The sequence below is a fragment of the Pontibacter sp. T17 genome (genome assembly GCF_057219875.1).
Map to the genome: position 1 here is coordinate 1201305 of NZ_JBXVVW010000001.1, position 13534 is coordinate 1214838.

At 58.7% G+C, this 13534-nt stretch carries 12 protein-coding genes and 1 tRNA gene; 6 read left to right on the forward strand and 7 right to left on the reverse strand.

Going from position 1 to position 13534, the window contains the following annotated elements; genetic code table 11:
• Window positions 1-75 precede the first annotated feature (75 nt).
• A complete protein-coding gene (locus tag AC2D8O_RS05380) occupies window positions 76-777 on the forward strand; it encodes an alpha/beta fold hydrolase (RefSeq protein WP_484677770.1) in 702 nt (233 codons plus the stop codon).
• Here the strand turns inward: AC2D8O_RS05380 and AC2D8O_RS05385 are convergent.
• From AC2D8O_RS05385 to gap, 7 genes are all read right to left on the reverse strand, one after another.
• Complete coding sequence (locus tag AC2D8O_RS05385) at window positions 774-1256, reverse strand: DUF6252 domain-containing protein (protein ID WP_484677771.1); 483 nt, start codon at window positions 1254-1256, stop codon at window positions 774-776. The genes AC2D8O_RS05380 and AC2D8O_RS05385 overlap by 4 nt on opposite strands.
• Before the next feature lie 5 nt (window positions 1257-1261).
• Window positions 1262-3892: a DNA gyrase subunit A gene (gene gyrA / locus AC2D8O_RS05390; RefSeq protein ID WP_484677772.1), complete on the reverse strand. Its 2631-nt coding sequence runs from the start codon at window positions 3890-3892 to the stop codon at window positions 1262-1264.
• Window positions 3893-4026: 134 nt separating this feature from the next.
• On the reverse strand, window positions 4027-4506 hold the full coding sequence (locus tag AC2D8O_RS05395) for a PH domain-containing protein (RefSeq protein ID WP_484677773.1): 480 nt from the start codon (window positions 4504-4506) through the stop codon (window positions 4027-4029).
• 47 nt (window positions 4507-4553) lie between these two features.
• Window positions 4554-5222: a DUF2306 domain-containing protein gene (locus tag AC2D8O_RS05400; protein ID WP_484677774.1), complete on the reverse strand. Its 669-nt coding sequence runs from the start codon at window positions 5220-5222 to the stop codon at window positions 4554-4556.
• Between the two features lie 150 nt (window positions 5223-5372).
• Window positions 5373-6623 carry a hypothetical protein gene (locus AC2D8O_RS05405; RefSeq protein ID WP_484677775.1) on the reverse strand — a complete coding sequence of 417 codons (1251 nt, stop codon included), beginning with the start codon at window positions 6621-6623 and terminating at the stop codon, window positions 5373-5375.
• A 67-nt stretch (window positions 6624-6690) separates the two neighbouring features.
• Window positions 6691-7878, reverse strand: coding sequence for a phosphoglycerate kinase (locus AC2D8O_RS05410; RefSeq protein ID WP_484677776.1), 1188 nt, complete (start codon window positions 7876-7878; stop codon window positions 6691-6693).
• Between the two features lie 18 nt (window positions 7879-7896).
• Entirely contained in the window at window positions 7897-8901 is a 1005-nt protein-coding gene (gene gap, locus AC2D8O_RS05415) for a type I glyceraldehyde-3-phosphate dehydrogenase (RefSeq protein WP_484677777.1), read from the reverse strand.
• 229 nt (window positions 8902-9130) lie between these two features.
• Here gap and AC2D8O_RS05420 point away from each other — a divergent pair.
• The 5 genes from AC2D8O_RS05420 (at window position 9131) to AC2D8O_RS05440 (ending at window position 13530) form a co-directional block, all read left to right on the forward strand.
• Window positions 9131-9203, forward strand: a tRNA-Glu gene (locus AC2D8O_RS05420).
• 180 nt (window positions 9204-9383) lie between these two features.
• Complete coding sequence (locus AC2D8O_RS05425; RefSeq protein ID WP_484677778.1) at window positions 9384-9974, forward strand: outer membrane beta-barrel protein; 591 nt, start codon at window positions 9384-9386, stop codon at window positions 9972-9974.
• Between the two features lie 96 nt (window positions 9975-10070).
• Complete coding sequence (locus AC2D8O_RS05430; protein WP_484677779.1) at window positions 10071-10730, forward strand: Rossmann-fold NAD(P)-binding domain-containing protein; 660 nt, start codon at window positions 10071-10073, stop codon at window positions 10728-10730.
• A 180-nt stretch (window positions 10731-10910) separates the two neighbouring features.
• A complete protein-coding gene (locus tag AC2D8O_RS05435) occupies window positions 10911-12506 on the forward strand; it encodes an ABC-F family ATP-binding cassette domain-containing protein (protein ID WP_484677780.1) in 1596 nt (531 codons plus the stop codon).
• Window positions 12507-13152: 646 nt separating this feature from the next.
• Window positions 13153-13530, forward strand: a complete 378-nt coding sequence (locus AC2D8O_RS05440; protein WP_484677781.1) for a hypothetical protein — start codon at window positions 13153-13155, stop codon at window positions 13528-13530.
• Window positions 13531-13534: the final 4 nt, after the last annotated feature.

The following is a 13534-nucleotide window of genomic DNA, read 5'->3' on the forward strand; positions in this document are numbered from 1 at the left end:
AGAGGAGCGTCGCCCCCGGGTGGCGCTTTTTGTTTTGGGGGGAATGCATGTTGCTGCCGCTTGCGTTATCCGTTCATGGCAGTAGTGATACGCAAGCAGAATAAGCAGGGTGCCTGGCGTTGCGCTGTAGATGAGGGGCAGCCTGAAGTGCTGCTGTTTCTCCACGGAACCCCGGGATGGGGTTGGGCACATCGCAACCTCTTTACAGGCGCACTTACGCAGAAGTATCAGGTCCTGGTACCCGACAGGCCCGGTTTTGGTGGCAGCAGTGGCGCTGGGTGCATTCCCTATCTGCGGGCACAGGCTGCCTGGCTGTGGCTGTTATTGAAAGCAGAAATCGGTGCCCGGCCAGTTGTAGTAGCTGGCCATTCTTATGGCGGGCCCTTGGCACTGCGTATGGCGTTGGACTATCCAGAGCGTATACGAGCGGCGATACTGATTTCTGCTGGCCTGGACCCCCGTTTGGAACCACAGGGCTGGAAACACCAGTGGTTTGACTTTCAGCGTAAACTGCCTGGATTTCTGGGGGTAAGTGGCGAAGAGATGTGGCAGTTGCCCGCCGAACTGAAGCAGCTGGCGCTGGACGCAGCATCGTTGCAGGTGCCCGTGACGCTGTTGCACGGCATGCAGGACGCCATCTGTCCGCCCGCCAACCTTCCTTTTGCAGAGCGTACGTTACCATCCCGTCTGCTGCACATAAAAACAGAGCCGCGCGCAGGTCACCAGTTGCCCTGGACCCACGCGCGGATTGTAGAAAAAGTACTGCTGGAGGCTTAGTTGCGGAAGGCCGCCTGTACCTCGCCTGCCGTTACGGTAACAGCATCTCCGTTGTCGTTCTCAGCAGTGAAGCTGAAGGTGCCACGGAAGATACCGTCTGCCTGATTGTTGATTTCCGTAATGGTAAAACTGCCGCTGACCGCATTGAAGGTTTGGCCTGTAGCCGCACCTCTTACAATGCTGGCACTGCCTTCGCTGGGGGATACGTTGAAGTCGTAAGTGCCAGGAGTAAGGCCCAGAATGGTCAATTGCAGTGTCGGGTAGGCTCCTGCGCCTGCGCCCTGAGGCAACGTAATGGTCACGGTGACACCGCTGGCCGAGCGTTGGGTGAAAGCACCGGAGAACTGGTAGAGGGTGTCGTTGAGACGCAACTGAGCGTAGTCGCCCGGAATGGGATTCGGTTTCTCAGTATCGCACCCGGCCAGCAGCACCAGAGCTGCCGTGCAAGCCAGAAACAGTGTAGAAAGGGTCTTGAGCATGGGGTTTATTCAGCTGATGTTTCAGAAGTGGATTCTGTTGAAGTATCTACCGCAGAATCAGTGCCAGAAGTTTCCATGTTTTCGTCAACTGGCTCTTCTTCTTCATGACTCAAACGGGCGATGGCGGCGATTCCGTCACTATCGCGGAGGCGTATGAGGCGGGTACCCTGTGAGTTGCGGCCCAGCAGGCGTGTGTCGGCTACGGCCATACGGATGGCAATGCCTTCTCGGGTGAAGATCATGAGGTCGTGCTCATCGCTGGCCTGTAGGATCTTGCAGAGAGGGCCTGTCTTGTCGGTGATATTCAGCGTCTTAACGCCCTGCGAGCCACGCTTGGTCTTGCGGTACTCGCTCACTTCGCTGCGCTTGCCGTAGCCTTTCTCTGACACAACCAGCAGGTGGGCGGTTTCGTCTTCCACCACCACCATACCGATGACGCGGGCGTTTTCCTCCTCGGCCAGGCGAATGCCACGGACGCCGGTGGCACCACGACCCATGTCGCGCACGTCGCTGATATCAAAGCGGTTGGCCATGCCATTGGTAGTGGCCATGATGACCTGGCTGCTCTCCGTGCAAAGGGCTGCGCCTATCAGTTTATCGCCATCGGTAATGTTGATGGCAATGATGCCCGCCTGACGTGGACGGCTGTAGGCCGCGAGTTCGGTTTTCTTCACCACCCCGCGCTCGGTGCACATGAGGATGGAGTGCTGGTTCAGGAAGCTCTCGTCGTTGAGCTTGGGCACGTTCAGTACGGTGCGGATGGAGTCGTCGCTCTCGATCTGCAGCAGGTTCTGGATGGCGCGGCCCTTGCTGGTGCGGGCACCTTCGGGAATGTTGAACACCTTGAGCCAGTAGCAACGTCCTTTCTCGGTGAAGAGCAGCAGGTAGTTGTGTGTAGTGGCAGTGAAGATGTGCTCTATGAAATCTTCTTCCTTGGTGGCCGACCCACGCGAGCCCGTGCCTCCGCGCTTCTGGCGGCGGTATTCGTCAACAGCGGTGCGCTTGATATAGCCCTGCTGCGAGATGGTGATGACCACCTCTTCGTTGGCGATCATGTCTTCCATGGTGAACTCCTCGGCGGAGTATTCGATGGTAGACCGACGCTTGTCACCATACTTCTTGGCTACCTCGGCCAGCTCTTCCTTGATGATGGCCATGCGGCGCTCTACTTTGGCGAGAATGTCGAGGAAGTCGCGGATACGGTCAAGGATTTCCTTGTATTCGGCCTTGATCTTCTCGATTTCCAGCCCGGTAAGACGCTGAAGGCGCATATCCAGAATGGCCTTGGCCTGCATTTCCAGACGGGTGTCAAGGTCCTGTTCGCTGAAGAGGTCCAGCAGTTCGGGGGCGTTGTAGGTGAGGTTGCCCGGGCGCAGTACCTTTTCGATGAGCCCCTTTCGAGCGTCTTCGGGCGTCTGTGCGCCGCGGATGATGGCGATTACTTCGTCCAGTGCGTCGAGGGCCACATTGAGACCGATCAGCAGCACCGCCCGCTGCTTGGCTTCCTGCAGCTCGAATTGTGTACGGCGCGTCACCACCTCGTGGCGGTGTTCTACGTAGTACTTGATGAGGTCCTTCAGGTTCAACAGCATGGGACGGCCATTGACCAGCGCCACGTTGTTTACGTTGAAGGCCAGCTGCAGGGCTGTGTACTTGTAGAGGTTGTTGAGTACGACGTTGGGCACGGCGTCGCGGCCCAGGTCGATGACGATGCGCATACCCTCGCGGTCCGACTCGTCGTTGACGCGCTGGATGCCTTCAATCTTGCGGTCGCGGGCCAGCTCGGCAATCTTTTCGATGAGCAGGGCCTTGTTGACCTGATAGGGGATTTCACGAACGATGATACGCTCGCGCTGCGCCGAGCCGGAACCTACGGTTTCGATTTCAGCTTTGGCGCGGATAACCACACGGCCACGGCCAGTGCGGAAGGCTTCGCGTACGCCCTCAACACCGTAGATGATGCCACCCGTTGGGAAGTCGGGGGCGGGTACGTGCTTGATGAGCTCGTCTATTTCAATGGCCGGGTTGTCGATGTAGGCGTTGATGCCGTCGATGACCTCGCGCAGGTTGTGGGGGGCCATGTTGGTGGCCATACCTACGGCGATACCACTGGCACCGTTGACCAGCAGGTTGGGAATCTTGGCGGGGAGAACGGAAGGCTCGGAGAGTGAGTCGTCGAAGTTGGGGACGAAGTTGACCGTTTCCTTGTCAATATCAGCCAGCATTTCCTCGGCCAAGCCACGGAGGCGGGCCTCGGTGTAACGCATGGCGGCTGCACTGTCGCCGTCTACCGAGCCAAAGTTACCCTGGCCATCGACCAGCGGATAGCGCAGGCTCCAGTCCTGGGCCATGCGCACCATGGTTTCGTACACGGAGGAGTCGCCGTGGGGGTGGTATTTACCCAGCACTTCTCCTACGATACGGGCCGACTTCTTGTGAGGGCGATTGCTGGCCAGGCCCAGGTCGCTCATGCCGAAGAGTACCCGGCGGTGAACCGGCTTCAGGCCGTCGCGCACATCGGGCAGTGCGCGCGATACGATGACGGACATCGAGTAGTCGATGTACGCCGCTTTCATTTCGTTCTCAATCTCCCGCAGGATAATGCGGGCATCAGGCTGTTGCTGTTCAGTGCTCATGCAGCGTTGTTAGTTCGTCGGGGCAAAGGCCACCTGCCTGCGTGGGGCTCACGTGCGTACGCATGCGTGCACGCGCGCGCGAGGCAAGGGTCTAAGATAGCGAGAAAAACCGCTGAAACAGCAGTTGGGACAGCCTATTGCTGTTCGCCGATGAAGATGTTCATTTCCTGCCGACGGGTTTCTACCTGGTGGCGGATGAGGTCGGCGGCCTGGTCGGGGTTGGCGATGGCCTGAAGGATGAAGTTGGGCGCATCGGCCTCGGATGTCACCAGTTCCACATGCCCCAGATTGAACATTCGCAGCAGCAGGGGCTCTACAATCTTGAAGTCCTTGATGCGATAAAGTTCGCAGTTGAGGCGCTGCCGCACCAGCACACCGTGTGTGACAAGTATGCGCGTGGGCGTCAGGGTATAGTGATAACTGGCAGTGATAAGCGCGGGAATGCCGGCCAGCGGAATGGGCGCCAGCAGCCCCCACCAAAAGCGGAAGTAAACAGCAGCGACCGTTGCCACCAAGGCCAAAAGAAACCAATGTAGATTGGTGAGCTGTGATGGCTGGCCGTACCAGAGAATGGGCTCCTGCTGGGGTGGGGTAGGGCGAACGGGCTGCTGCATGGCTGCAATATGCAGTGCGGCAGCCTGACGGGCAAATTCAGAGAGACTCAGACCAGCGATTCGGTGCGGAGTTTGGCTTCATAGCGCCTGCGGAACCAAGCGGAAAGCAGCACTCCCACAAGTGTGGGCCAGGTCCAACGCAGGAGGGTAGGCATGAAGGCCAGATTAACCGAAGAAAAGGCCGTGACGGTGGCAATGTAGGCAGCCATCATCTGTTGAATGTGGTAAAACAACCAGAAGTGCCGCGGCAGGCTCTGTTGGCGGAATAGACGAAGGTCGCGAACGGCCAACGTTACGGATATGCCACCAAAGAACAGCGAAAGCCAGCCGAAGTTATGGGAGAACTGTGAGCGGACAAGCAAGGTGGCACCCAGCCCAAAGAGCCCCAACCCTGCCAGCAGCAGAACCCCGGCCATGGCCCATTCCAGACGGCCAAAGCGCTGGGCTTCGTGCAGTTTCTTGTAGCCAAGAATGCGATAACCCATCGCCGAACTGTAGAAGCTGAGCACAGCAATGAGCATCAGGAAAGGATTGGGTTTCAGCAGTGTCATCAGCACGGCCGATACTGCCACCAGCGCCATAGCCCAGAAGTAGAGCTTGCCCATCAGGCGGTGAGCCCGTTGCCCTTTGCGTGATCCAATGGCCCAGGCACCTGTAACCAGTGCCGTGAAGCCAGCGGTAATGTGGAGTGCGAGAAGTGAAGCGTAGAGTGTCATGTGTTTGCACCAATGGCTGAGCCATCGTTGCAAACCTCATTCACCAAGCAGGGACAAGCCAGCGAAATGGGGCCAGCGTCCGGTGTTGGGGCAATCTGCGGGGCGAGTGGCGATGCGTTGGGGCGAACGGTAAAGCCTCACGGTCAGCATTTAGCCACTGACGGAAGTCATGGGTGCTACGTCACTGCCGTCGAAGTGGATGCGGTAGGTACGGTGCACCTTGCCGGGGCTGGCTCCTGTGCCGCTTTGCAGGGCTCGCGACAGTGGATTCCAGTCGCCCACCCATCCGAGTTCGATTTCCGTCAGGCCCAGTTCGCGGGTAATGGGGAAGGCATAGCCTACCATGCCCACGTCAAGCCCGTACTTCTGGAAGCGCGGCCGAACACCCACGATGATGGTGCGGCCACGGGTCAGGATGCCCTTTTTACGGTACCAGGCGTAGTTGTTGCGGCTGCGGAGCAGAAAGAGTAACTGCTTCCACAAGGGGAAGCGGCCGTTCAGCGGCTTGAAAATCTGGTTGAGGTCGGGCAGGGTGAGGAGCATACCGGCGGGCTCGTCGCCCACGTGTGAGAAGATCATCAGCTTCTCAAGCATAATCTGTTTCAGGTCTTTAGCCAGCGCCTGTGCCTGCTCGTCGGTGAGAGGCGTGAAATGGCGATGGTGCGCCCAGGCTTCGTTGTAGATGGTCTGGAAGCAGCGGACGTAGTGGTCGAAGTTTTTGCGCGTAGCGTGGTCAAATTTTACACCAGGCTTGCGGCTAACCCATTCGTACACTTTCTGGTAGCGCTCTGAAAACTCCTTGGCGTTGTCCAGGTGCATGGACACCTGATCGTAGTAGCGTTGCAGGCCATAGCCCTCCAGCAGTTCGCTGTAGTAGGGTGGGTTGTAGTTCATGCCGAAGGCCTGTTGCGTGAAGCCCTCGACGAGCAGGCCCGAATAGCGGTCGTTCTCGCCGAAGTTGGCGGGACCTTCCATGGCAGCCATGCCTTTGCTTTCCAGCCACTGGCGTGCGGTGTCGAGCAGCAGATGGGCGGCTTTGGGGTCGTTCACACATTCGAAAAAGCCGAAGGCGCCAACGGGGCGTTCGCTGCGGTCGGATTTGCTGCGCTGAAAGAATGCGGCAATACGACCACAGAGGTTGCCCTGAGCATCGGTAAGCAGCCAGCGCATGGCCTCGCCCGTGCGGAAGGCCTTGTTATGCTCGGGCTGGAAGATGCGGGTCAGTTCGGAGTCAAGTGGGGCTACCCAGTTGGGGTCCTGGCGGTACAGGGCCTTGGCTACATCAATGAACTGCCGATTATGGGCCGGTGTCAGCACCGGGAAAATCTGATAAGGCGTGTTGGGGGCAATTCCAGAAGCTGAGTTTGTGCGTATGGCTTCAGGAACAGCGTGCGTCGTCATACCTCTAAAATACGAACGCGCACCAGCGTTTTGCCGATGCGCGTCAGGATTTTTACAAACGAATGGCTCAGTTCAAAGCGGCAAGGCCGGGCAGAACTTTGCCTTCCAGATACTCCAGCAGGGCACCCCCGCCAGTTGATACGAAGCTCACCTTGCTTTCGAGGCCGGCTTTCTCAATGGCAGCGGCACTGTCGCCCCCGCCGATGAGGGTGTAGCAGCCTTTGGTGGTAGCATCGGCCAGCGCCTGTGCCACGCCAAAGGTGCCTTTAGAGAAGGCATCGAACTCGAACACGCCCATCGGCCCGTTCCACAGCACAGTTTTGGCAGCGTGAATGGCGGCGCTGGCGGCTTCTATGGACTTGGGTCCAATGTCCAGCCCCATCCAGCCGTCGGGGATGGCGTCGTTGGCTACGGTTTTATGAGCGGCGTCGGCGGCAAAGCGGTCGGCGATGACGCTGTCAGACGGCAACAGCAGGTTCACACCTTTGGCCTTGGCCTTCTCGATGAGGGCTTTGGCCAGCTCCAGCTTGTCGTCTTCGCAGAGCGACGAGCCGATGTTGAGACCCTGAGCCTTGAGGAAGGTGTAGGTCATGCCGCCACCGATGATGAGGGTATTGACGCGCTCGAGCAGGTTCTCGATTACGCCAATTTTGTCGCTCACCTTGGCGCCACCTACGATGGCCACATAAGGCTTCTGTGCCTGCTCCAGTACCTTCTTGGCATTCTCCACTTCGGCTTTCATCAGGAAGCCGGCGTAGCGGTCGGCGAAGAACTGGGCGATGACACTGACCGAAGCGTGGGCACGGTGAGCCGCACCGAAGGCGTCGTTCACGTAGATGTCGCCATGCTTGGCCAGCTTTTCAGCAAACGCCTTTTCGCCTGCTTCTTCCTCGGCGTAGAAGCGGAGGTTTTCCAGCAGCACGACATCGCCTTTGTCCAGATTGGAGGTAATCTGGTAGGCTTCTTCCGAGATGCAGTCACCGACGAAGAAAACGGGGCGATTGAGCATTTCGGCCAGGGCATTGTGCACCTGACGCAGGCTGTATTTGGCATTGGGCTTGCCTTTGGGGCGGCCCATGTGCGACATGATAACCACTGCACCTCCTTTGTCCAGAATGTGCTGGAGAGTGGGCAGGGCTTCGCGCATACGGCGGTCGTCGGTGATGTTACCGTTATCGTCGAGGGGCACGTTGAAGTCCACCCGTACGATGACGGTTTTACCGGCGAAATCCGCCTGGTCGATGTATTTGATCATGTTCGGGCGTCAGCGAAATCAGCCGAGGTTGGCCATGCGGGTCACGAGGTCGGCGGTGCGGCAGCTGTAGCCCCACTCGTTGTCGTACCAGCCTACTACTTTTACGAGGTTGCCGATTACCGAAGTGCTCTTGGCGTCGAAAATGCAGCTGTGACTGTTGCCGAGGATGTCGGTAGATACCAGCTCGTCTTCGCTGTATTCCAGAATGCCCTTCAGTGCACCTTCAGCGGCAGCCTTGACGGCAGCGTTGATTTCGGCGATGCTGGCTTCTTTCTTCAGGATGACGGTGAAGTCGGTCAGCGAACCATCGGGTACAGGCACGCGGGTAGACACGCCGTCGAGCTTGCCCTTGAGGTGGGGCAGCACTTCACCTACAGCCTTGGCAGCACCTGTGGTGGTGGGCACAATGTTGTTGGCGGCAGCACGTGCACGGCGAAGGTCCTTGTGTGGGGCGTCCTGCAGGTTCTGGTCGGCGGTGAAGGCGTGGATGGTGGTCATGAAGCCGCGGTCAATGCCGAAAGCTTCGTCCAGCACCTTGGCCATGGGGGCCAGGCAGTTGGTGGTGCAGCTTGCGTTTGACACGACGGTCATGCCGGGCTTTAGGATATGGTCGTTGACACCGAGCACGACAGTGGCGTCGATGCTGCCCTTGGCAGGGGCTGAGATGATGACCTTCTTGGCACCAGCAGCGAGGTGCTGACGCGCCTGGTCGCCATCGGTGAAACGGCCAGTAGATTCAATCACAATGTCCACACCGGCTTCGCCCCAGGCGAGGTTGGCGGGGTTCTTTTCGGCCGAGGCCAGGATACGCTTGCCGTCGACAGTGATGCTCTGGTCGTCGGCGGTGACTGTCAGTCCCAGGCGGCCATGCACGGTGTCGTACTTCAGCAGGTGTGCCAGGGTCTGGTTGTCGGTCAAGTCGTTGATCTTGACAACCTCTACATTCTCGTGCTTCAGGAGGGCACGGAATACCAGACGGCCAATGCGGCCGAAACCATTGATACCGACACGAATCTTGGACATTTCCGGGTGTGTGTTGGGTGGTTGAAAGGGAAAGTGGCTGCAAAAATAGTAAAATGATTGACCCTGCACCCGAAAACAAAAATCCCTTGGAATGAGGATTTTGGCGCTTCACCTCAAAATTTTTTCGGGCAAGCTCTTGCGCCGTTTCACCTGACCCTCTACCTTTGCTGCCCGATTCAACGCTGATGGCGACGCAAGTCAAGTACAGCTAGAGTTGAATTGACAATCTGCCCCGTTCGTCTAGGGGTCTAGGACATCGCCCTTTCACGGCGGTAACAGGGGTTCAAATCCCCTACGGGGTACGAACACTACACAGCCTCTCTGGATTCCAGAGAGGCTGTTGTGTTTTGGGGCGGCCTGTATCTGGTTTTCAACCGGCAGAGCCCCTCCGATTATGATGGTTTGATGATGGGAGTTGTAACGGGCGCTTTCCAGGCCCCCTTTGGCTTGATAGTTGTCTTCCTCACCGAAACCTTTCAAACATGAAACGACTCTCATTCCTCCTCCTGGTTCTGCTGACCAGCAGTTTTTCCCAGCGGGCATTTGCTCAGATTGAACTCGGTGCAGGCCTGGCGCTGGTAGCGCCTTCGGGCAGCTTCAGCAGCGTGGCTGGCGCCGGCTTCGGCGTCAACCTCCAAGGGCGCTACTCGCTCAATGACAAGATGCGCCTTGGCCTCAATACCGGCTACTGGAACTTCGGGGAGAAGGTTGTTGCGCTGAACGCCACAGCCAGCAATCCACGCGAGAATGCGTACTCAGCGTCTGCCGTGCCGCTGATCGGTACCTTTGAGTACAGCTTTGACCTCGGCCAGTTCGACCCCTATCTGATTGGTCAGGTGGGCATACTGTTCGTTTCTTCCGAACTCACCTACCGCGAGTACAAGAACAACGTGCTGGACTTCCAGTCTACCACCAAGGCTTCCAGCTCTGAAGCGGGCATTGGTCTGGGCGGCGGTGTGCGCGTAGCGCTGAGCGACAAGTTCGACCTCGATGCCAGCTTTGTCCTCGGCCTCTACGGCGACGCCCGTGTGGTGCCGTTCAACATCGGCTTTATGTACAAGCTGGGCAAGTAACACTCCGCAGCACTGACTCCAGCAGCCCTGCCATTCGGCGGGGTTGTTGTGTTTTGGTACGGGCTGCGCTAACTAGTGGGAAAATCCCCCATCGCCATGTCCACCGAACCCGTTTCCCGTGTTGTATTGCTGGCAGGAGCCACCGGATTGGTGGGCTCTGAGCTGCTAAACGGCCTGCTGGCCGATGTCACCGTCACTACTGTGCATGTGCTGGCCCGGCGTCCATTGGCATTGACCAACCCCAAGGCGGTGGTGCATGTGGTAGATTTCAAGCGGCTGCCCGAACTGCCACCGATAGAAGAGGTGTATCTGGCGCTGGGCACCACTATTCGGGTGGCAGGCAGCCAAGCGGCGTTCCGGGCGGTGGACTATGAGGCCAATCTGGCGGTGGCCCGCGCTGCCGAAGCCTCCGGCGCCCGCTGCTGCGGACTGGTGAGCGCGCTGGGCGCCGATGCTAAGTCGCGCATTTTTTACAACCGCGTGAAGGGCGAACTGGAAGACGCCCTGACTGAACTGCCGTTCGAAGGCCTCACCATAGCGCAGCCGTCGCTGCTGATGGGAAACCGCGAGCGGCTGGGGCAGCCGTTCCGCCCGATGGAGAAGCTGTCCATTATGCTGAGCCGCTTTCTGGCGCCGCTCATTCCCAAAACCTATCGTCCCATTCCTGCCGAGAAAGTGGCCCGCGCTCTGCTGGCCTGCACGCCCACCACACACGGCAAGCGGGTGCTGCCCTCAGCTGAGATGCAGGGGTATTGAGGGGCTGAGGTTTCTTAAGTATGGTTAAGCGCTTGGTCTTTTCAGACGCGGCTCCCATCTTTGTGCTCTGATGGCGAGCCCCTTACGTCAGGGGTAGTGTGAACCCAACCGATACTACAATGGAAATCAACGTGTCTGCTTCCGTCTGTTCCGATTGCATGACCTTGATTTCTACCTGTTTTGAGTATCGTACTTCACAACCTCGCCTATACCCACAGCGACCACACGCCGCTGTTCCACAACCTTAGTCTGGGCATATCCACTGGCAGCCACGTAAGCCTCATCGGCGATAATGGCGCTGGCAAGTCAACGCTGCTGCAACTGATGGCCGGGCGGCTGAAGCCCGTGTCCGGCTCTGTTGTTACCAGCAGTCGGCCGTGGTATGTGCCTCAGCTGACAACGCCGCCCGTGGGATACACCCTTGCTGATGCCCTCGGCATAGCTCAGATATTGGCGGCGCTAACTGCCGTATTGGCTGGGGACGTTACGCCGGAACTGCTGGACCTGCTGGATGGACAGTGGGAAGTGGAAGCCCGTGCACAGGAAGCATTGGCCCATTGGGGGCTGGAGGGGCGCGAGCTTCATCAGCCCCTGTGTGACCTGAGCGGTGGCGAGCAGACCCGGGTGGCGCTGGCTGCATTGCGCCTACACCAGCCCGAAATCATACTGCTGGATGAGCCCACCAACCACCTTGACTACCGTGGCCGCCGGCAACTGGCCGATTTTCTGGCACAGACCAAGGCCACGCTGGTGCTGGTGAGCCACGACCGTGCCCTGCTGGACCAAAACCACCTGACGGTAGAACTGGCGCGGGGGAGCATCACCACCTATGGGGGCAATTACAGTTTCTATAAGGCCGAGCGCGCTGCCATGCTGGACGCGCTTCAGCAGGACCTGCAGAACCAGGCCAAGGAACTGCGGCAGGCCAAGGCAACTGCCCAGCATGCCCGCGAGCGGCAGGAACGCCAGGCGCGCCAGGGGGAAAAGCAGACAGGCATGCCCAAGATTGTAAAGAACACCCTGCGCAATCAGGCAGAACGCAGCGCCGCCCGCTTGAAGGACGTGCACGCAGAAAAGCTGGACAGCCTGGCCGAGCATCTGACCGAACTGCGTAGCCAGTTGGGACGTGAAATGCCGCTGCTGCTGCGTTTACCTGACAGCCAACTGCCAGTGGGCAAGCGACTGATCAAAGCGGAGGGGCTGAACCATCAGTTTGGCGAAATGCCACTGTGGGGCAGTCCACTAGATTTTGAGTTGGCCAGCGGGGCGCGGGTGGCTATCAGCGGGCCCAATGGCGCGGGGAAAACCACGCTGCTGCACCTGCTGTTGGGGTTTCTTTCCCCAGTCATAGGCACAGTAGAGCGGGTGGGCTGCCGGTCGCTCTACCTTGACCAGCAGTACAGCCTGCTGGCCCCCCACCTGTCTGTAACAGAACTACTGGCCTCGTTCAATCAGCAGGGGCTGCAATCGCACGAGCTGAATACGCTGCTGCACCAGCACCGTCTGCACCGCGAGCTGTGGGACAAGCCAGTGGCCAGCCTCAGTGGCGGCGAAAAGCTGAAGCTGGCCCTGTGCTGCCTGTCGGTAAACAGCCAACCCATCGACCTGCTGGTGCTGGACGAGCCGACGAACAACCTGGATGTGTCGAGTCTGGAGGTATTGGTCGCGGCGCTTCAGGCGTACAGTGGTACCATATTGGTGATTTCGCACGATGCTTCCTTTCTGGAGGATATTGGCATTACAGAACGGCTGGAGCTGAGCGCCGGCCTCGCTTAACCGGGTGGTTCATCATCTTCCCATCATGTTGGGTGGTTAGGTTTGCTTTTGTTCAATCGACGTATTCAAAGTCCTTACTGTCCATTTCGATGAAAGCGAGCCTTTTGGTTTCATCCGTTCTGGCAACCGGTATGGTGGTGTTTGGGCAAACGCATGCCCAGACAATGTCTCCGGAAGGTGGTCTGGCCAAGGGTCCTGCCGCTAGTGCAGACCATGGTCAGGCGATACGTACAACAACTCAGGGCACCTTCTCCTCAGGTGCAGACAGGGGGGCGTCAGGCGAGCAATCGCGGCCGCATCCCGACAATCACGGGTTGGAGGTAAGTACCACCGCCCGCAACAGTGAATTGACAGGACAGGCGAAAGGCGCTGCTGTTAGTGCCATAGCTAGTGAAGGGCGTTCTGTCCAGCGAGGGAACAGCAGTGCAGGGCGTGCGCACCGACCGGCGCGTACCGCTCGCGCAAACCGAGCTGGCGAACGAAGTGTCTCCAACCGTTCCATCGGCCGCAGTTCTGCTGCCGCTGGTCGCAGGGGGCGCGCCCACTAACCGTTTAACAGATGGGTTTTATAAAGGTGGATAGGGATGCAGGTCACTGCATCCCTTCTGTTTTCTACCGTAACTTTCAGCCTGGATCTAAAACGGTTATGAAAACGCTATTCCTGTCGTGGCTGTGTTTGCTGGGGGCTACCACGCTCCTACAGGCGCAGGCACCTGCTCCGCCACCACAGACAGGCAGTGGTGAAGAGAAAAGCAATGCACAGGCTGCAACCCCTACGGCGGAGGTTGCCATTGGCACCAATGCAGCTGCCTCTCGGCCAGTAAAGGTGGTGCCTAATGCTACCCGTAAGCCCAAACCGGCGCGTGTACTGCCTGGCGCAGCGGGTGCAGGTCCTGATAATGCCCGTGCTGGCCGGACGGGCCAGGCGGGAAAATCTGCACGGGCTCCACGTGTTGGTGCGCGTGCGGGGCTGCCTTCTGGGGCAGGAAATTCCAATGCTGGCGGCCGCCGCCGCAGCAAGTAATCTG

Excerpts from the sequence above, each read along its gene's own strand:
- AC2D8O_RS05440 (WP_484677781.1), top strand. The coding sequence starts at position 13,153 with ATGAAAACGCTATTCCTGTCGTGGCTGTGTTTGCTGGGGGCTACCACG.
- AC2D8O_RS05400 (WP_484677774.1), bottom strand. The coding sequence starts at position 5,222 with ATGACACTCTACGCTTCACTTCTCGCACTCCACATTACCGCTGGCTTC.
- AC2D8O_RS05385 (WP_484677771.1), bottom strand. The coding sequence starts at position 1,256 with ATGCTCAAGACCCTTTCTACACTGTTTCTGGCTTGCACGGCAGCTCTG.
- AC2D8O_RS05430 (WP_484677779.1), top strand. The coding sequence starts at position 10,071 with ATGTCCACCGAACCCGTTTCCCGTGTTGTATTGCTGGCAGGAGCCACC.
- gap (WP_484677777.1), bottom strand. The coding sequence starts at position 8,901 with ATGTCCAAGATTCGTGTCGGTATCAATGGTTTCGGCCGCATTGGCCGT.
- AC2D8O_RS05405 (WP_484677775.1), bottom strand. The coding sequence starts at position 6,623 with ATGACGACGCACGCTGTTCCTGAAGCCATACGCACAAACTCAGCTTCT.
- gyrA (WP_484677772.1), bottom strand. The coding sequence starts at position 3,892 with ATGAGCACTGAACAGCAACAGCCTGATGCCCGCATTATCCTGCGGGAG.
- AC2D8O_RS05395 (WP_484677773.1), bottom strand. The coding sequence starts at position 4,506 with ATGCAGCAGCCCGTTCGCCCTACCCCACCCCAGCAGGAGCCCATTCTC.
- AC2D8O_RS05425 (WP_484677778.1), top strand. The coding sequence starts at position 9,384 with ATGAAACGACTCTCATTCCTCCTCCTGGTTCTGCTGACCAGCAGTTTT.
- AC2D8O_RS05380 (WP_484677770.1), top strand. The coding sequence starts at position 76 with ATGGCAGTAGTGATACGCAAGCAGAATAAGCAGGGTGCCTGGCGTTGC.
- AC2D8O_RS05410 (WP_484677776.1), bottom strand. The coding sequence starts at position 7,878 with ATGATCAAATACATCGACCAGGCGGATTTCGCCGGTAAAACCGTCATC.